At 39.0% G+C, this 18,107-nt stretch carries 13 protein-coding genes; 5 read left to right on the top strand and 8 right to left on the bottom strand.

Going from position 1 to position 18,107, the window contains the following annotated elements; translation table 11 throughout:
- Nucleotides 1-597: 597 nt before the first annotated feature.
- Entirely contained in the window at nucleotides 598-4,005 is a 3,408-nt protein-coding gene (locus tag AC13EX_RS01475; protein WP_482891258.1) for a 3-keto-alpha-glucoside-1,2-lyase-like domain-containing protein, read from the bottom strand.
- Nucleotides 4,006-4,034: 29 nt separating this feature from the next.
- Nucleotides 4,035-5,300 carry a Gfo/Idh/MocA family oxidoreductase gene (locus AC13EX_RS01480; protein WP_482891259.1) on the bottom strand — a complete coding sequence of 422 codons (1,266 nt, stop codon included), beginning with the start codon at nucleotides 5,298-5,300 and terminating at the stop codon, nucleotides 4,035-4,037.
- 169 nt (nucleotides 5,301-5,469) lie between these two features.
- Here AC13EX_RS01480 and AC13EX_RS01485 point away from each other — a divergent pair, with 169 nt between their 5' ends.
- Nucleotides 5,470-5,697 carry a hypothetical protein gene (locus AC13EX_RS01485; RefSeq protein ID WP_048643010.1) on the top strand — a complete coding sequence of 76 codons (228 nt, stop codon included), beginning with the start codon at nucleotides 5,470-5,472 and terminating at the stop codon, nucleotides 5,695-5,697.
- 11 nt (nucleotides 5,698-5,708) lie between these two features.
- Nucleotides 5,709-5,963 (top strand): DUF7218 family protein, encoded by a 255-nt coding sequence (locus tag AC13EX_RS01490; protein WP_048643011.1) that lies wholly within the window; start codon nucleotides 5,709-5,711, stop codon nucleotides 5,961-5,963.
- 1,238 nt (nucleotides 5,964-7,201) lie between these two features.
- Here AC13EX_RS01490 and topA read toward each other — a convergent pair.
- Nucleotides 7,202-9,556, bottom strand: a complete 2,355-nt coding sequence (gene topA, locus AC13EX_RS01495; protein ID WP_048643013.1) for a type I DNA topoisomerase — start codon at nucleotides 9,554-9,556, stop codon at nucleotides 7,202-7,204.
- Nucleotides 9,557-9,725: 169 nt separating this feature from the next.
- Between topA and AC13EX_RS01500 the strand changes: the two genes are divergently transcribed.
- From AC13EX_RS01500 to AC13EX_RS01510, 3 genes are all read left to right on the top strand, one after another.
- Nucleotides 9,726-10,202 carry a SixA phosphatase family protein gene (locus AC13EX_RS01500; RefSeq protein ID WP_339714475.1) on the top strand — a complete coding sequence of 159 codons (477 nt, stop codon included), beginning with the start codon at nucleotides 9,726-9,728 and terminating at the stop codon, nucleotides 10,200-10,202.
- A gap of 44 nt (nucleotides 10,203-10,246) precedes the next feature.
- Nucleotides 10,247-11,320, top strand: a complete 1,074-nt coding sequence (locus AC13EX_RS01505; protein WP_048643015.1) for an agmatinase family protein — start codon at nucleotides 10,247-10,249, stop codon at nucleotides 11,318-11,320.
- A 187-nt stretch (nucleotides 11,321-11,507) separates the two neighbouring features.
- On the top strand, nucleotides 11,508-12,902 hold the full coding sequence (locus AC13EX_RS01510; protein WP_339714481.1) for an MATE family efflux transporter: 1,395 nt from the start codon (nucleotides 11,508-11,510) through the stop codon (nucleotides 12,900-12,902).
- 220 nt (nucleotides 12,903-13,122) lie between these two features.
- Here AC13EX_RS01510 and AC13EX_RS01515 read toward each other — a convergent pair whose 3' ends face one another.
- The 5 genes from AC13EX_RS01515 to AC13EX_RS01535 all read right to left on the bottom strand — a co-directional run bounded on the left by AC13EX_RS01515 (nucleotide 13,123) and on the right by AC13EX_RS01535 (nucleotide 18,082).
- Nucleotides 13,123-15,078, bottom strand: a complete 1,956-nt coding sequence (locus tag AC13EX_RS01515) for a CASTOR/POLLUX-related putative ion channel (RefSeq protein WP_482891260.1) — start codon at nucleotides 15,076-15,078, stop codon at nucleotides 13,123-13,125.
- Between the two features lie 316 nt (nucleotides 15,079-15,394).
- Entirely contained in the window at nucleotides 15,395-15,667 is a 273-nt protein-coding gene (locus AC13EX_RS01520; protein WP_048643018.1) for a Trm112 family protein, read from the bottom strand.
- Nucleotides 15,648-16,310: a thiamine phosphate synthase gene (locus tag AC13EX_RS01525; protein WP_482891261.1), complete on the bottom strand. Its 663-nt coding sequence runs from the start codon at nucleotides 16,308-16,310 to the stop codon at nucleotides 15,648-15,650. Before AC13EX_RS01525 ends, AC13EX_RS01520 begins: the two co-directional genes overlap by 20 nt.
- A complete protein-coding gene (locus AC13EX_RS01530; protein ID WP_482891262.1) occupies nucleotides 16,307-17,359 on the bottom strand; it encodes an AIR synthase-related protein in 1,053 nt (350 codons plus the stop codon). The genes AC13EX_RS01525 and AC13EX_RS01530 overlap by 4 nt, the downstream gene beginning before the upstream one ends.
- A complete protein-coding gene (locus tag AC13EX_RS01535) occupies nucleotides 17,360-18,082 on the bottom strand; it encodes a class I SAM-dependent methyltransferase (RefSeq protein WP_482891263.1) in 723 nt (240 codons plus the stop codon).
- Nucleotides 18,083-18,107: the final 25 nt, after the last annotated feature.

The raw sequence follows: 18,107 nt of genomic DNA on the forward strand, positions 1-18,107 counted from the left end.
TAGGTAAATGTTTTATGAATTTTATTTTTATACAATAATATTTTATAAAATTGGATATAATAAATTAATCTATAATCATGCCAGATTTTACCTTTGTTTTAATTTGCTTATAAATCGGGCCGAATCAAGGTGATTATTTAGAATCGCAATACAGCAAATTTGTGTTTTTGCTCTTTTAACCTGGATTAAGTAATAGAATGTCTATTGCATAATCCGGGTTTAATGCTATACTTTTCCTAATACCAACCTTTTACCGAAACCTATCACCTAGGTAAAAATGCATAAAAAAGGGTTTCTATTTTCAATAAAAAGGAGAAAGAGAATAGGTCAATTGGAGTGCCTCAGTGATGAATCTTTCTAAGCCTCAGGTGGACTAGGAATTCGCAAGGAGGAGAAGGGGATGAAGAGGAATTAGCACCTATAAGTTGCTATTTTTATGGGAAGGTAAAAAAAAAGAGAGACAATATTTTTGCCTCTCTTTTGAATAAATTCAGTGGTAATTGGTTTTCCTCAAAGATGTTTTTGATGGAAATTTCAATAAAATTCCATGATATTTAGTTGACTTTATTGACCAAAAACCCTCTTACAAAATCAATTTTAGAGATTTTTTACTCTTATGTTTTTAATGAATAAAATGTCTCCGTGTCCAAGAAATCCTATATGTCCTGTTTTATTTGAAAGTCCAGGATGCTCTCTTTTATCTAAAGTTCCATTTTCTCTGGCATCTGAGATATTCACATCAAGTGTTTTAGTACCATTAAGAATAACTTGAATGCGGTCACCTTTTACGATTACTTCCTGATAGTTCCATTCACCTACAGGTTTAAGATGACCCCTTTTAGCAGCACTGACACCGTATAGGGAGCCATGATACTGATAAGGTTTTAATTTGCTGTATATTTCAGCTGTATCATCAAGGATTTGAAGTTCCATACCTGAATATGCAGCATCTCCTTTTAGTGGTGCCCTGATGCCCAATCCATTGTTGGCACCTGGAGTTAATTTGAATTCGAACCTGAATTCAAAATCCTCATATTCTTCTTTTGTCATCAGGTTTCCAGAACCACCTTTGCCTGGATAAATAGCTAAAACACCATTTTCTACAACATAGTCTGTTTTATTTCCTGTCCATTCGTCTAGATCTGTTCCATCAAATAAAACTTTAAAACCATCTTTTTTCTCCTGATCGCTAAGCTCAAATTTTGGAGCTCCTACTAACTCGCGGATATAAATATCCCTGTAAGCTACATAGGTACCATGGGCTTGAAGTTCTATTTGTCCTGTTGGGAATATAGGTAACTCTCTGTCCCAGAAATTTTCTAGTGTTACATCGTCTACCACCAAATCACCATTCAGGTAAACAGTTACTTTTTCTCCCTGCATAATAATATGGAAAGTATTCCATTCTCCTACAGGATTATCAGCAACTTTTAAAGGCTTACTTGGATGTTTTTTGTTGTTGTACAATCCTCCAGAACCAACTTCTGCACCTACATTTGTTCTGGCAATATCCCATATTTGAACTTGAGGTGTTCCTCTTAAATAAATACCAGCATCTCCATCCGCAGTGATCTTCCAATCCACAAACATTTCAAAATCACCGAAATCTTTTTCTGCAGCTATGTTCTGACCTTTACCGGTGAATACAAGTAAACCATCTTCAGCTATCCAGCCAGTTTTCATGGTTTCGTTGGCTTTTTCCTGTTCTCTTTTGAAAGTTCTCTCAGTCATTTCAGCCCTTTTTATAGGGTTACTGAATACACCTTTCCAACCATCTAAATTTTCTTCATTGAAAAGCGGGTAGAAACCTTCTCCTTTAGGCATTTCATCAAGAAACTTCTTAAGAGAGGTCTTGTAATACTGACTGTCTTGTCCGCTGATCACTTCAATTGTTCTTTCAACAATTGACTTAACCTTGCTACCAAAAAGGGCATCGTTGTTCAATACAATTTTCATTACTGCTCTTGCAGCTTCTTGTTGGAAATCAGCTTTTTCCTGGTATTTTCCGGCTACGAGTAAAGCCTGCAAAGTAGAATAGTTACCGAGTTGACGTAAGATCGCATGAATATTTTCTTGACTTTTGGCTAACTCCAACGCATTTCTAAGCATCAATACTTTTTGAGTAGCCGTTCCTTCGGTTGAAGGGACTAACCTAATATAACCTGATAAGGCTTCGTCCATTAATTGATCAGTACTTGCATTTCTGGCAATATGCAATAATGGGCCTGTGGCCGCTGGATCTTCTGAATGATTCAAAGCACCAATAACTGCTTGTTTCTGTTTTACATTTCCTGTTTCATAAATGTCTTGAAGCTTGTTCAAAGCAGATTCACCACCAGTTTTTGCCAATACTTTATACAAGTACAACTGTTTGTCCAAATAAAGCTGAGGTAATAGATCCATAGCCCATTTGGTTTCTGATGCTAGGTTCCCTTTTTGGGCATTGGCAACAATGATTGCTTCTTGGATTTTATTCAAGTCATCTGCGGAGCTTTCATTTTTCAAAAGGTTAACCAGCTTAGGTAAATCATTTGGTGTAGCCATTGATGAAAGCGCTGTTAAAGCAGCTGATTTTACCTCAGAGTCACTGCTAGAGGTAGCAGTAAAGACCACATCAATTTGATCTTCTGCTGCTCTAGAAGCCAAAAGACCTAATAATGCGATTTTATTGGCATTGTCTGCATTTCCAACCCTTTTTGCAATTTCGGATGTCACATTGTCTCCCTTCATGGTTTGCAAAGCAGTTAGCAATTGCATTTTATCTGAATCATTAGCTGAAGCCAATAGATCAAGAATTTGTGTCAAAGCCAAATTATCACCTGAAGTAACAACTGAGGAAATTGCTGTTTGACGAATTCTGTCATTGGTACTATTTAGATAAGGTAAAATAGTTTGCGCAATTGCTTCATTTTGGACTTTGCCCATGCGTTGAAGAATGGCAACCACAGTTTCATCAGTTCCTTTGCTTAAAGTTTTTTTCCATCCTTCCAATCCTTGGATAAGTTGGTCATCGGTAACATAGCCTAAAGCAGTACCTCTGTACCTGTATTCATCCGATTGGGCTGCTTTATTTAGTCGCTTGCTTGATTTTTCAGGATCAAATTTCACCAATAATTCCAAAGCTCCAGCTTTGGTGTGGTAGTGTTGGCTTACATTTGTAGCCTTATCTAGTTTCTTGGCTAATTTTACCGCTAACTTATTACTTCCTTTAGCACCTAAATTGTCAATATACCTTAGGTATTGAGCTGAAGCATTGCTTGGCTCAAAAGTAAAGCCTGCTTTCTCAGCTTCAGCATACAATAAGCTTGCACTTGATGGATCAGCAATGCTGGCAGCAGCATATATGGCTACTTTTTTAAGTGAAGGGTTGCTGGAGTTTATATAGGTGGATACCGTTTCGGTAGCTTCCGCTGCTCCCAAATCTCCCAATGCCTCAATGTAATTGGCTTTTTGGGCATCGTCGTTAGAAGCTTTTAGAGCGGCAATCAATGCAGAGGCAGCATTGGAAGAACCAATATTTGCCAATACTCTGGATGCTGTTCCTGAAAGCCTTTCATTTGTCAAATAAGGTTTGATGCTTTCTAAATTTCCATCTTTAGCGATCCATTTTATTTGTTTCAGCACAAAGTTTTGAGCTTCTGGATCAGTCAATTTTCCTATGGCATCTGTGTAGGCATCTACAGCCATATTCGCCAAATCTTCTCTGCCATCCTTACTTGCATAAAATGCAAAGCCGGCCAAAGCATACTCTATGTTTTCATTGTTGACACCTGGTTTCTGCATAAGTGCCATTTCGGTAATGCCACTAGCCCCCAAGTCTTCCATTTGTTTCATAGCCGCTTCTAAAGCACTTGCGTTATTGGCTGGAAACCGGTTAAGTAAATCTGCAATTTTAGTGGCGGTAGTTCTTCCCGCATCGAGTTGATTTTGCGCCTGACTTATAAACACATGCCCTACAAAAAGGCAAAGTATCAAAGCCACTCTTTTAATAAAATATTTTTCCATAATACTGGTTATTCCTTTTATGTTTTAGATCAAATGGTATAAGGTGCTCTCATGGGCTGATTCACGAGTCTGTTGGCTCCTTCATCATTTATGAATTCTAATTTTACAGGATCGAAATTCAAATCTCTGTTAAGTCTCAAGGCTGCCAATCCCATGTTTACCAAGGTGCAAGAGCGAAATCCATTCTGCTCATTAAGCGCAAATTTCTTTCTGTTTTTTACTGCATCTACAAAATCCGTCACCTGAGGAGCAGGATCAGGGAATTGCGCCAGTTTCCGTTCCATATTAGGAATATCTGATTTAAATCCTCTATAGAGTTTACCTTTTGGCCCTTCTATATAAGGAGCTTCTGTAGTACCTTCTCCATCTAAGACGATCTGGCATCCATCCTCATAGGTATAAGTGATCTTTCTCCATGTTCCAACTGCCTCAGGGTGTTGTTGTGGTGCATCAACCTCTACCTTGACAGGGCTTGTTTCATCTTTGCCGAGGAAATACTGTACCGGATCCAAATAGTGTTGTCCCATGTCTCCAAGTCCACCGCCATCATAATCCCAATATCCTCTAAAAGTACCATGGGTTCTATGCTCGTTATAAGGTTTATAAGGTGCTGGACCTAACCAACGGTCATAATCTAGCTCCTTAGGAATCGGCATTTCATTCAATCCGGTTTTCCCAACCCAGTAAAATTTCCAATCGAATCCAGTCAACTTACCGACAGTTACTTTAAGAGGCCAGCCAAGCATTCCGGAATCCACTAGTTTTTTGATGTTTTTTACCTCGGTATTCATACCGTAAAAATTGCTATCAAAGCGGAACCAGGTATTTAATCTAAAAACATTTCCATGTTGCTTTACAGCTTCCATGACTTTCTTGCCTTCACCAATAGTCCTTGTCATTGGCTTTTCGCACCATATGTCTTTTCCTTCTCTAGCAGCATCAGCAGCCATGATTCCATGCCAATGAGGAGGGGTGGCAATGTGTACTATATCTACTTCCGGGAGCTTGATTAGGTCTCTATAATCAGCAAAAGTTTTGACACCTTTCCCTAGTGTTTCTTGAGCGATACCAATGTGACGTGTATCTACATCACAAATGGCTACAGTTTTAGTTCCTGCATAATTGAAGTGGCCTCGGCCCATGCCGCCAACTCCGATTATGCCTTTTGTTAAGTGGTCACTGGGGGCCAGATGTCCTTTGCCCAAAACGTGTCGGGGTACAATACTTATACCTCCTAGCGCCAAAAGACTCCCTTTTATGAAGGTTCTTCTGGAATTTTTTAAGTTACTTCTCATATTTAATTAAAATTTTTCTGAACTATTGATCCGTGAATATATTTCCTTGTGAAAGGATAAACAAATAAAAAGGGACTTAGGGTGAAATTTTACTGTGAAAATAGCGGTCAAATTCAATTTGGAATGATTTTGGTTATAATTTACCTATAATAAAACAAAAATTATAAAGATGGAAAAGAATAATAAAAACAATAAACATGATGATTTCCAGAAAAACAGCTTTACAGAAGCCCAAAATGAAGCAGAGGATGGTAAGGCTTCTAAAAAGCCTTTAAAGAATGTTGAGGTAAATGATAAAAAAGATGAAAAGGCTGCGAAAGATAAATTGTATAGGGCAAAAAATGCTGATAAAGAAGTGACCTCAGAAACTGATAAATACAGAAGAGATAACGCTTAAATAATACTATTATGCCGAAGGAAAAAATGAAGACTATAAAAAACGAGTCCCAATATGAAGCCCTTAGGGATAAAGGATACAGTAAAGAAAAATCCGCAAGAATAGCCAATGCTCCAAATACGGAAACGGGTAAAAAAGGCGGAAAAGCTTCTCCCTATGAAGAATGGACAAGGGAAGAACTTTACAATAAGGCTAAGGAAATCGGTTTAGAAGGGGTAAGTCAGTTGAAGAAGGAGGAATTAATTGATAAGCTAAGAAACAATTAAGAAAAACAGATCAGTAGATCCATATTTAATTTAACCCGAAATATGCAATAGACATTCTATTACGTGCAGAAATCGCTTTAAAATACCCAATCGTTGCTGTTTTCAATTTCACCATAGCGGTGCTATGCTAAAATATCCAAACAGCCGATTGTCTTGCGATTGCAACACTTCCCGTAAACACGGGACAGGCATCACCCCTGACTATCGTCAGGGCCAGGAAATCCTATAATATAATCCGGGTTTAACAAGAAAAAGTGATGGTTTTTCAGTATCTGAGATATCTGAATAACCTTCACTTTTGTATTTTTAAGAATAATTTCTTATTGGTCCCCCTTATTTTTTCTTTTTTTCATTGATTTTCTCCAGAATAGGTATAAAATCAGCACTAAAATTGGCAGGATTATGAAAATAACCAAATCACTGGTGTCGGAGAGGTCTATTTGATCAGTAGGTTTGGGGAGACCTTCCTGAATTTGGGCCATTAGCCCATTTGGAAATATAGATAATAAACAAAGTGTTAACATTAGGAAAGGAGTCTTTCTTATATTTGAGCTACTGAACTTTTTAAATAATGCGATTTTATTTTTCATTGTACACCTTAGTTTTAAATTTTAACAAGCATCAGATTTTCTGTTGCGTAGCGGAATTACTTTCAAAACAGTCAATTTGTAGCGATTTGTGGACTTATCAATTGCGATAGATAACCATTGATTCAACCCGAAATATGCAATAGACCTTCTATTACGTGATGGAATCACTTTAAAATCAGTCACTTCGTTGCTATTTTCGACTTCACCATAGCGGTGCTATGACTCAGTCTCCAAATAGCCTGATTGTTTGTGATTACACCACTTCCCGTAAATACGGGACAGGCTTAACCCCTGACTATTGTCAGGACGGAGAAATCCTATTACATAATCAGGGTTCAAGAAAAACTTAATTCTATGGTCATTCCATAAATAGACAAGAATAGGTCCAACTACTCAGAAATTGATTTCGTGTTTGGAGTTAAATTAAATGGCTTCCTTAAAAAGAACATCAAACAAACCTGATACCTTGTCGTCAAGCAGGCCATTTTTTAGTAATAAGTTCGATTGAATACCATCAAATAATAGGCCAATTGTAATTATTACTTGGATTAGGATAAGAGTTATAATATAATAGAAAAAATAGACGGGAAAAATTCCAATGCAAAGGGTAAAAAAAAGGAGACAGATTTGAATCTGTCTCCTTTAAGTTTATTTCTTTGTTTTCTTTTTTGCCGGGGCTTTCTTCGCCGGAGCAGCCTTTTTTGGTTTAGGCTTTTTAGTATCCCCTTGCGCTTCAATAAGCTTCATGACTTCCTCAAAGGTCAGTGATTCAGCTTCTTTGTCTTTCGGTATTTTAAAATTGCTTTTTCCCATTTTAATGTAGGGTCCCCATCTTCCGTTAAGGACTTGTATTTCAGGGTTTTCATCAAATGATTTGATGTGCTTTTTGGCATCAGCTTCACGCTTGTCATTGATTAGCTGAATAGCTTCTTCTAGAGTAACTGAAAGGGGATCGTATTCTTTTCCTAAAGAAACAAACTTACTGTCATGTCTTATATACGGACCGAAACGTCCTATGGCGGCAACAACCTTTTTATCTTCAAACATACCCACATCTCTAGGTAATTTGAAGAGTTCCATTGCATCTTCCAAAGTGATACTTTCTATAAATTGCCCTTTGCGCAAACTGGCAAATTGCTTTTCTTCATCTTCTGCGTCTCCTATTTGGACTAGCGGTCCAAATTTGCCAAGTCTGGCTATTACTACCTTTCCGGTTTTGGGATCCTTGCCCAGTTCCTTGCTGGAATTAACATCTGTTCTCTTGATATTTTCTGTCAATTCAACCTTGGAATGGAAATTACCATAGAAATTTTGAATCATTTCTTCCCAAGGTTGCTCGCCTTGAGCAATGTGGTCAAATTCTTTTTCCACTTTGGCGGTAAAAGAGAAATCAATCACATTTGGAAAATGCTCTACTAGAAAATCATTCACTACCATTGCGATATTGGTAGGGAATAGCTTATTTTTCTCTGTACCTGTAGTTTCTGTTTTTTCTGCCTCTTTAAATGTACCATTTTGGATGGTCATTTCTATGTATTTTCGCTGGATTCCATCCCTAGACTCTTTCACCACATAATTTCTTTTTTGTACTGTGGAGATAGTAGGGGCGTAGGTAGAAGGTCTTCCTATTCCCATTTCCTCTAGTTTTTTCACCAGGGAGGCTTCTGTATACCTTGCTGATGGTCGGGTGAAAGATTGGCGTCCTTTCATCTCAATCAAATGCAAGAGCTGTCCTACTGTCAAAGGAGGTAACAAACCTTTTCCGGTAGTTTCTTCTTCATCCTCATCATCAGTACTTTCCAAATAAACCTTCAAGAATCCCTGAAATTTGATAACTTCACCACTTGCACTTAAGGTTTGATCTGCATTGGAAATAGCAATGGATACATTTGTTTTCTCTAGTTGGGCATCCGCCATTTGGGAGGCAATAGACCTTTTCCAAATCAATTCATACAAGCGTTGTTCATTCCTGTCTTTACCGGCATTTGACTCGGCAAAGGAAGTTGGCCTGATTGCTTCGTGAGCTTCTTGTGCGCCTTCTGATTTGGATTTGAATTTACGTTTCTTATGGTACTCATCCCCATAAGCTGTTTTAATTTCCCTTTCAGCATCTTTCAATGCATCCTCTGACAAGTTAAGGCTGTCAGTTCTCATATAGGTGATCTTACCCGATTCATAAAGTTTCTGGGCAATATTCATTGTTTGAGCAACAGAGAAATACAACTTTCTACTTGCTTCTTGCTGTAGAGTAGAAGTAGTAAAAGGTGGAGCTGGACTTTTCTTCGCTGGTTTGGTTTCCAGAGATTTAATAGAAAAGTCTGCATTAAGGCATTTTTTTAAAAATTCTTCTGCCTCTTCTTTTGTTTCAAATTTCTTTGGTAATTCAGCTTGAAGTGATTTACCTTCTACATCAAATAGGGCTGTTATTTTAAAGGAAACGGTTGGTTTAAATTTTTCTATCTCCCTTTCTCTATCGACGATAAAACGAACAGCTACTGATTGAACCCTACCCGCAGAAAGACCTGCTTTGATCTTTTTCCATAACACAGGGGAAAGCTCAAATCCTACCAATCGATCCAGGATTCTTCTGGCTTGCTGTGCATTTACCAAATCGTAATCGATGGTTCTCGGAGATTCTAAAGCTTTCGTGATGGCAGACTTTGTGATTTCTCTAAAAACTATTCTTTTGGTATTTTCATCTTTTAGGTTTAGTACTTCTTTTAAGTGCCAAGATATTGCCTCTCCTTCGCGGTCATCATCACTAGCTAGATAAACTGTCTCTGCACCCTTTACCAGCTTTTTTAGTTCTTTAATTACCTCCTTTTTATCGGCGGTAACTTCATAAGTCGGTTTGAACTTATTCTTTATATCAATGGCATTTTCGCCCTTAGGGAGATCTCGTACATGCCCGTAGCTAGAGGTGACCTTAAAGTCTTTCCCTAGGTAACCCTCTATTGTCTTGGCCTTTGCAGGAGACTCGACTATAACTAAATTCTTTGGCATGGTAAGTTTCTTTAAAAATAAAAATAAATGGGATCAGGTAAAATTCCACAATTCAAGTCCTAAAAATAGATGTCATATTATTCTCTTCCAAATAATCATTCAAAGCAATTTTTATTGCCGATAAAAATTACACATATTTATTTTTCATTTTGTAGATTAAAACAAGCATATGGCTAAGGAATTATTATTGGTTCGGCATGGCCTTACCGAGGCCCCAAGTTTTGATACCAAGGATCATAAAAGGAACCTTACAAAACCTGGAATTGACCAATTGGAAAGATTGGCGAATATATTGAAAATCAATGGGCAGATTTGTAATCACTTGGTTTATAGCCCTGCAAATAGATGTCAGCAATCTTCCAAAATACTAGCGGATAAATTGGACATAGATAAATCTACTGTAGTCAATGAGATTTATCAGGCGGATAAGGATGTTTTACTTCAGGTACTAGAAGGCTTTGGACTAGAGGACAATCATGTGATGATGGTGGGGCATAATCCAGGCGTAAGTCATTTAGCCGCTTATCTTACAGGGGAGGATCATTTGCTCTTTTCTCCTGGAATGATGGTAAGAATTGTTTTTCATTTAGATGAATGGCAGCATATTTCAAAAAATAGTGGGATCCTCGAAGAAATTCTCCAATAAATTCATTCTTAATTTTTAATTTTGAATTCTATAAAACCAAAGGCATGGCAACAACAGATAAATCTACTGTTATATCAAATTTTGACCCAAATGGGGTAGGGGTAAGTGGTCAGCTTTTTGGCTTACCGTTTTCAAGCGAAGAGGCTGAAATGATAATTATCCCCGTTCCCTGGGAAGTAACTGTTTCCTATAGCGAGGGTACGGCAAATGGCCCTCAAGCGATTCTTCAGGCCTCTGCTCAAGTAGATCTTTTTCAGGAGGATATTCCGGAAGCCTGGAAGATGGGGATTTCTATGTTGCCCGAAGATGAAGAATTGAGGTCAGCAAGCGAAAAGCAAAGGTTGTTAGCAGAAGTTTATATCCAATGGTTAGAGGCTGGTGAACCGGAAGAGGTGAGGGAGCAATTTGAGAAATATCCTGAAGGTATCAATGCTGCCTGTGAATCAATGGTTGATTGGGTTTACAAGCAATCAAAAATACATTTGGAGAAAGGTAAGCTTGTCGGCTTATTGGGAGGAGACCACAGTACTCCTTTAGGTTTGATTAAAGCCATGGCTGATACCCACAATTCTTTTGGAATCCTTCAGATTGATGCCCATGCAGATTTGCGGCCCGCTTATGAAGGTTTTGAATATTCTCATGCGTCTATAGCTTACAACTTTATGAAGTTACCGCAGGTTAAGCAACTTGTTCAGGTTGGAATCAGGGATTTTTGTGAGCAGGAATGGGATTATATCCAATCTGAAAGTAGGGTGTCTTTGTTTTCAGACAACCAACTTAAGGAAGAAATGTATCAAGGTGTTAACTGGAGTGATTTATGCAAAAGAATTATTGCCGATCTGCCAGAGAAAGTATACCTCACCATAGATATTGATGGCTTATTGCCAAATTTGTGTCCAAGTACAGGAACTCCTGTACCAGGAGGATTGGATTTTCAGCAATTAATGTATTTAATCAAAACCCTGGTAAAGTCAGGAAGAGAAATAATAGGTTTCGACCTTGTAGAAGTAGCACCTGGTAGTGGGGATGACGAATGGGATGCCAATGTTGGGGCTAGAGTTTTGTATAGGGTAGCAAATTTAGTTGGATTGTCACAAGGAAAACTTCAATGGGCTTAACCTGAACCATAGCAAAATTTGGTTATTTTTTGGTTTAAATCACCTCCTTAGAGGAATTAGGCGATCTGTTGACCAGTTTGCCTGATTCTTATTTCTACTTGGTATTGCACAGTAGTTTGAAAAACTTAACTGCCTGAGGGGATTATATTAATTAAATTTTCGGTTATTTAGGTAATTGTTTTCCCTCATGAAAAAGCTAATTTCTACATATGATTTGATCTTACTCGCCATACGTGGTAGCGAGCAGGATTTTACCAAACTACCGATTAAGCGGGGGATATTTCTTTTGGCAATTCCTATGATTTTGGAAATGATCATGGAGTCCCTCTTTGCTGTAGTAGATATTTTTTTTGTAGGCAGGCTTGGCGAACATGCTGTAGCAACTGTAGGCTTGACAGAAGCTGTATTGACTATAATTTATTCACTTGGAGTAGGTATTAGCATGGCTGGCACTGCTCTGGTAGCCAGAAGGTTTGGAGAGAAAAAGTACAAACAAGCAGGTACCCTAGCTTTCCAATTGCTTTTGGTAGGGGTTTTGGTTTCTGTGGCATTGGGTATTGCAGGCTTTATTTATGCAGAAGATGTTTTGCGATTGATGGGCGCAGAATCAACTGTATTGGTAACAGGAACTGCTTACACTAGGATTATTTTTGCAGGAAATACCGCAGTGATGCTTTTGTTTTTGATCAATGGGATTTTTAGAGGGGCAGGATCGGCTCATTTGGCAATGCGGGCATTGTGGATTTCTAACGGCCTGAATATTATTCTTGACCCATTATTGATATTTGGCCTTGGGTCCATCGAAGGGCTTGGCTTAGTAGGTGCTGCTTGGGCAACCACAATAGGTAGAAGTATAGGTGTTGTTTACCAGATGTATCACCTTCTAAATGGAAAGCATCGCTTGGTTATCAAATCTTACAATCTTCTGGTTCGGTGGGAAACACTTAAAAAAATCATCAATATCTCTATTGGAGGCATGGGACAGTTTTTGGTAGATTCCGCTGCCTGGATAGTACTCACAAGAATCGCGTCTGAATTTGGCAGTGTGGCAATTGCTGGATACACCATTGCTTTTAGAATATTACTTTTCAGTCTGATGCCTGCTTGGGGTTTGTCTGCAGCAGCGGCCACACTAGTAGGGCAAAACTTAGGAGCTGGAAAGGCTTTTCGTGCAGAAATTGCCACTTATCTTACGGCTAGGTATAACTTTATCTTTTTGGCCACAGTGACGCTTATATATTTGTTTTTTGCCGATTTTCTGGCTGGTATTTTTACTCAGGATGAGGGAGTAAGAGCCATCGCCGCAACAGGCTTAAAGGTTACCGTTTTAGGTTATGTCTTTTATGCTGTAGGAATGGTGATGGTGCAGGCATTCAATGGTGCGGGTGATACCAAAACTCCTGCATACATTAATATAAGTATTTTCTGGTTATTGGAAATTCCTTTGGCGTATTACCTGGCAATAATTTACGGACTCAATACTTTCGGTATTTTTATTACCATCGCCTTGTGTCATTCACTTCACGCACTTGTGGCATTGTATTTTTTTAGAAAAGGAAAATGGAAATTTGTAAAGACTTAATGTCAGGAAATTAAAATCCCATTAAGTATCTCTTTAACCCGGATTATGTAATAGAATGTCTATTGCATATTCGGGTTTAATATCGGTAGCTTTTTTGAATTATATTAAATTCAAAGTGGCTAATCTTATCCTGGATTGAATTGAATTTTCTTTATCCTTTAAATTAATCAGGTGAAGTGTTTCAATTACCTAATAGAAGGTATGCTGCCTGTTTTTACATTTAATAAACAGTGGTAAGAATGACTAGGCTATCAATTTCGGAGAGATTTATTGATTCGTCTTTTGATGGGTTTAATACCAACCTTTTTCCCTTTTCTCCTTGCATAAACACCCCTAAAGCAGTTTCGCCATAGGACGAAGCCTGTGATTCTAATTCTGAAAATGTAGCCATAGGTACCTTGATACCGTACTCTTCAATGCTCCGAAAGATAATTTCAGGACCTCCAACAGTAAAAAGTTCATTGTATATGCTATATAACTCCCGTTGCATGGCAACACTTGCCAGAAGGTGACTTAGAATCATTGGGCTGATGATTACCTCACTTTGGAAAGGTTTTAACAAAGATTCGTTACTAGGATCTGCCAATTCCAACAAGATGGAGGGGCTTTTTACGGATTTCTCCAATACTTCTTCCAATAAAACAAAACCTACCATGGTCCTGGCATCAGCCTCTTCTTCTTCTTCCATTCTATCACTACTTACCATCAGAATATGTTCAAAGGTCTCCGCTTCAATTCTTTTTATGACGGATTCCCTTATATAATCCGCCACAACATGGTCTATAACTATTCTTTCGTGTTCTTCGTTTACCATGCCAAAATCCTTCTTCCTTTCTTGAAGTGGTTTTAAGGAGACGATCCTAATGTAGTAGGATTCATCCTCATAGGTAGTCAACTCTTCAATTAAAGAGGGTACATGTTCATTCCACCCCAATATTAAAATTCTAATTACTCCCGTTTGTTCTTCTACAGTTAAGGCCTTTTTCTTAGGAAGATGCACCCTGTCTTTTTCTATTAAGTCCATATCCAATTCCAGGTCTGAAAAATTCCTGGCTATCAGGATCAACTGATCTTTCTCCTTTAAGACTTCATTTTCATCCGTATTCAAGTAAGGAATAAAGGTGTCGTTTTCCTCTCTAACTATTCCCAAAACAATGGCTTTGGTAAAGGCTTTTTTGACAGCCCATATCGGGTGATTAATGGTTTCAGGAAATTCCTGAGTGAAAATATTGTTTTTAACCAACTGAGACAGTAGCTCGTTATACACTTGCGAAAGTCCTGGATGCCGTATGTTCTGCGCCATCAAACGGCTAATAATTGCATTACTACCAATAATTTCTAAGGGTCCGCTATAAGACCTGTAAGCGGCGTTGATCTTATGATCGTCCTGGATTTCAGCGATGACATAAGGCAGGGTTGTGAAGTTAAATTGCCTGGCTTCCGCATTTAAAGAAAGCAGACATTTAATGGTTTCCACATCTGGATTGATCAGTTCTTTTCGGTCATAGGCCAAACTTGGAATAATAATGACGGCGGCATTTAGCGCATCCACTCTTCGTAAATGTTCCCTGTCTATAGCCACTCCTGTGCGCAAAATAATTTCGTGTGCACGGCGACCAATCATCGGGTTGTCCTTCAATTCCTGCATTTGAAAGGGACCTACCTCCTCGGAAAGGACAATCAGTTTTAGTTTTTTAATGTTGAATTTTTCAAACATTCTTTTCAATCTCCCAGAGGATTGAAAAATTTCCGCGGCAATATGAATGGTTCTATTGGACCAACCCAGAATGACCAAATGGTTATTGGCTGTTACTGGGGTCAGGCCCTGTTCTAAGTGGCGAATCTTTCTGTTCATCCAAGTGGTAATGATGGCTACCAGTGAACCTAGGAATATCACATAACCCGCTATTGTGAGCAGGGTGGAAATAAAACGACGCCAATTGCCTTCATCATCTCCCAGGTAACCGGGATCTGTGAGCCTTAGGAATGCCCACCATACAGCCTCGCCCAAAGATTGTGAAGGGGTATCGGTAGGAATCACCAATAGACCACCTATAATTGAAATCATACCTATCAAGGCGGCCACAACTAAAAGCTGGTATTGTGCCCCTTTTACCAACTGCCTTTCCAGTGTAAACAAGATTTTCCGCCGAATTCTAGGTCTTTTTAATCGCATATAATTTTAAACAGGTGTTCTTTCCGTCCCTCAATATAAATATTAAGTTACAATAATCGATATTGTTATTCAGAGTGGCTGTCTGGAAATATAAATTTCAAATTCAGTATGGATCTGCCTTTTCAGATGGAAGTAGAAACTGAATTGGCTTGGAGTTGTAGGGCGGTGGTTAATGGAATGGGAGGGGTAAATATTTAAAAAGTCCGTAAAAATGAAAATAGAAAAGGGTAGGGGTAAAGGAAAAAGAAAAGTGACCGGGCAATGTAAATACCTAGTAATTACATTGCCCGGGTAAAATGATTATGGACTATAGCCCTTAGTTTCCTTCGATCAAGCGAAAATTCTGAACCGTTTTCCCTTCTAGGTGTTTGCTCCATTTTTCAAGCAATGGTTTTTCTAGATCTACTTCTCTGTACTCATCCGGATTCATTATGGGTAAGCCTTTTACTATTGGGTAAATTCTTTTGCATTCCTTGCAGTGTAACCAGCCTTCTAGAATTCTTTTCTCTGTATCTTCTGTAATACTTGTCAATTCTAGATCGGCTTTATCAAAAGGGCAACACAATTTATTAATGGTTGATAATCTCATCGTTATTTTGATTGTAGTGATTAAAATAATTTTGCAATGCGGCCACAGGGTTTTCCATTTGCATCACCCCCGAAATCAAAGCAATTCCCGAGTGGGGAAGAGATTGAAGCTCGGTAAGATGTCCTGTTTTGATTCCTCCAGCCAAAAATAGGGGCATGTCCGTGATTTTACCTGCTTCTCTGATAGAATCGAAGCTTACCAAATCACAATGTTGGGTGGTCTTGGTAGGGTAAACTGAGCAAAAGGATACATAATCCATCCCAAGCTTGAAGGCCTGTCGGATCAATTCCAGGTCATTGTTTACGGTCAGTCCTACCAGGTGATTTTTTACCGAAAATGCACTGATGGAAGATAAATCCGATGGAAGACTGTCCAAATGGATGCCGTCCACATTTTCCACTTTGAGTAAATCCCATCTGTTGTTTACCAAAATCGGGAAGTTATAAGCCGAAGCCAATTCCACGACTTTACTTGTAAATGCGACTTCATCCTGACCTTCTCCAAAATGATCCCAAATTTGCACAGCAGCAAGTGGGAAAGTAAACAACTGTTCCAAAATAGGAAAAAGCACAGCCTCAGGCTTGTCAGAAGGATCAATGACCAAGTAAATACTTTTATCTGCTTTTAAGTTTAGTTTTTTCATTGCCATCCGTTTTTATATGCACTAAAAAAAGCCTCCCAGTAAGGGTCTACAGATTGATAAATCATTGGCGTTTTTTCTCCTTGTTTGAAGATTGAAATGCCTTCCTCGGCAGCGGTTAGTTGGCCAACTTCAGCACAGGCAATATTTTCATTCGCCAAGCGACTTTTTATTTTCTCTACCTGGTCTTTTTTGCAAGTAATCATCATGGAACCTGCTCCAATGCAATGCAAAGGATCAAGGGAGAAAAGGCGACAAACGGCTTCCTGCACTGCTCCGACAGGTATCAAATCCTCTTCAATGACAGCCCCACAGTTGGCTGCACTGGCCAACTCATAGATTGCGCCCAATACGCCACCTTCGGTGACATCATGCATGGCTGAGACATTGTTTTCGGCTGCATTTCCTCTGGCTGTCAGTGCATCTTTGATAGAACTTGTTTGGTAAAATGAATCCGAAGCTCCTTGATATACCTCTTTGCCGAGTTTGTTGCTTACTGTTTTCGGGAAACTCATGGCCAAAATAGCAGCAGACGAGATGGCGGCCCCTTTTGTTACCAAAATACAGTCCCCAGCCTGGGCTTTAGGAGTCGCCAGCATCTGATCTTTTGGGGCGATGCATATAAATGTGCCTCCTCCTGCGATAGTAGAATTTTGACCTTCTACAAAACCCGTATGGCCTCCTGTAATGGCAACCCCTAACTTGGAACAATACTCGTGCACATATTGCCAATAAATTTTGAAATCAGCCTGGCTCAAAGTAGCAGGAAGGTTCAATACAAATTGCCCAAATTGTGGTGCGAAACCAGTAGTGGCCATGTCGTTGGCCATCAGGTGCACAGAAAGCCAAGCGGATTCTTGTAAGCCCAAGCTTGGGATTAGAGAAAGCGGATCACTGGTGAGCGCCATGGCTTGTCCTTCAGTCAACTCTACAATGGATACGTCAATACCGAAACCCGGCCCAACAAGTACCTTTTTATTGGGTGTCCCACAATTGGAGGTTATAAAGTCACCCAATAATCTTTCATCAATCTTTCCGGCTTTTTCGCTCATCTATTCAACGTCGTTAAATTGCACATACAGACCAAAGAAATCTCCATAAGGCATATTCCATTGCTGAACAGGAAACCATTTTGGTAAGCCGGTACAAGACCAGGAAATGGTGTAATCTCTTCCTTCCAAGGCCTCCTCTATAATCCTGATAAGGTGTTTTGGGGTGTAAAATGTTGCGGTAACATAAAAAGGGTTCTTTCCAAAAACTTGTTGCACCCTGCGGCGAAGTACTTTGGGGGAGTTCTTGTTCATCATACCCATGGCAATCCCATACTTTCCAACCCTGGCTGCTTCACGGATGACCTTAACAGGATCTTTGTAATATTCGAAAGTGGTGATAAAGGCAAGGGAATCAAAAGTATTGTCTTTGAAGGGCATGTGGTGAGAATCAGCCATTACCAGATCCCCATCAAACAAATGGATGGCCTGAGATAGCATTAAAGGAGAGATGTCTCCACCAGTAGATTCTATGCCTATTTCTTTCCACCACCTGGTAAATCTGGTGGTGCCACAACCAAATTCCAATAAGGTTTTCACCCTTTTGTCCTTGGTTACCAACTGTTCCATTACTTTTTTCTGCCAAATCTCAGCCCTTTTGTAGCGGCCTTCATACCAAAGTTCATAGGTGTCTGTATGGTCTCTGTTGAAAAACCACTCGGGTCTGTTTTGCCAGTTTCTTTGTTGCTGAGGGATCAGCCCCATTTTTTGCTTTTCTATTTCCATTTTGTAATTCGTTTATAAAAAAAAA

The sequence above is a fragment of the Cyclobacterium sp. L-R genome (assembly GCF_056859355.1).

What these genes read in the sequence shown, in the direction of transcription:
- AC13EX_RS01520 (WP_048643018.1), bottom strand. Translation starts at nt 15,667, where the DNA reads ATGAGATTATCAACCATTAATAAATTGTGTTGCCCTTTTGATAAAGCC.
- AC13EX_RS01485 (WP_048643010.1), top strand. Translation starts at nt 5,470, where the DNA reads ATGGAAAAGAATAATAAAAACAATAAACATGATGATTTCCAGAAAAAC.
- AC13EX_RS01510 (WP_339714481.1), top strand. Translation starts at nt 11,508, where the DNA reads ATGAAAAAGCTAATTTCTACATATGATTTGATCTTACTCGCCATACGT.
- topA (WP_048643013.1), bottom strand. Translation starts at nt 9,556, where the DNA reads ATGCCAAAGAATTTAGTTATAGTCGAGTCTCCTGCAAAGGCCAAGACA.
- AC13EX_RS01500 (WP_339714475.1), top strand. Translation starts at nt 9,726, where the DNA reads ATGGCTAAGGAATTATTATTGGTTCGGCATGGCCTTACCGAGGCCCCA.
- AC13EX_RS01515 (WP_482891260.1), bottom strand. Translation starts at nt 15,078, where the DNA reads ATGCGATTAAAAAGACCTAGAATTCGGCGGAAAATCTTGTTTACACTG.
- AC13EX_RS01525 (WP_482891261.1), bottom strand. Translation starts at nt 16,310, where the DNA reads ATGAAAAAACTAAACTTAAAAGCAGATAAAAGTATTTACTTGGTCATT.
- AC13EX_RS01475 (WP_482891258.1), bottom strand. Translation starts at nt 4,005, where the DNA reads ATGGAAAAATATTTTATTAAAAGAGTGGCTTTGATACTTTGCCTTTTT.
- AC13EX_RS01480 (WP_482891259.1), bottom strand. Translation starts at nt 5,300, where the DNA reads ATGAGAAGTAACTTAAAAAATTCCAGAAGAACCTTCATAAAAGGGAGT.
- AC13EX_RS01490 (WP_048643011.1), top strand. Translation starts at nt 5,709, where the DNA reads ATGCCGAAGGAAAAAATGAAGACTATAAAAAACGAGTCCCAATATGAA.
- AC13EX_RS01530 (WP_482891262.1), bottom strand. Translation starts at nt 17,359, where the DNA reads ATGAGCGAAAAAGCCGGAAAGATTGATGAAAGATTATTGGGTGACTTT.
- AC13EX_RS01505 (WP_048643015.1), top strand. Translation starts at nt 10,247, where the DNA reads ATGGCAACAACAGATAAATCTACTGTTATATCAAATTTTGACCCAAAT.
- AC13EX_RS01535 (WP_482891263.1), bottom strand. Translation starts at nt 18,082, where the DNA reads ATGGAAATAGAAAAGCAAAAAATGGGGCTGATCCCTCAGCAACAAAGA.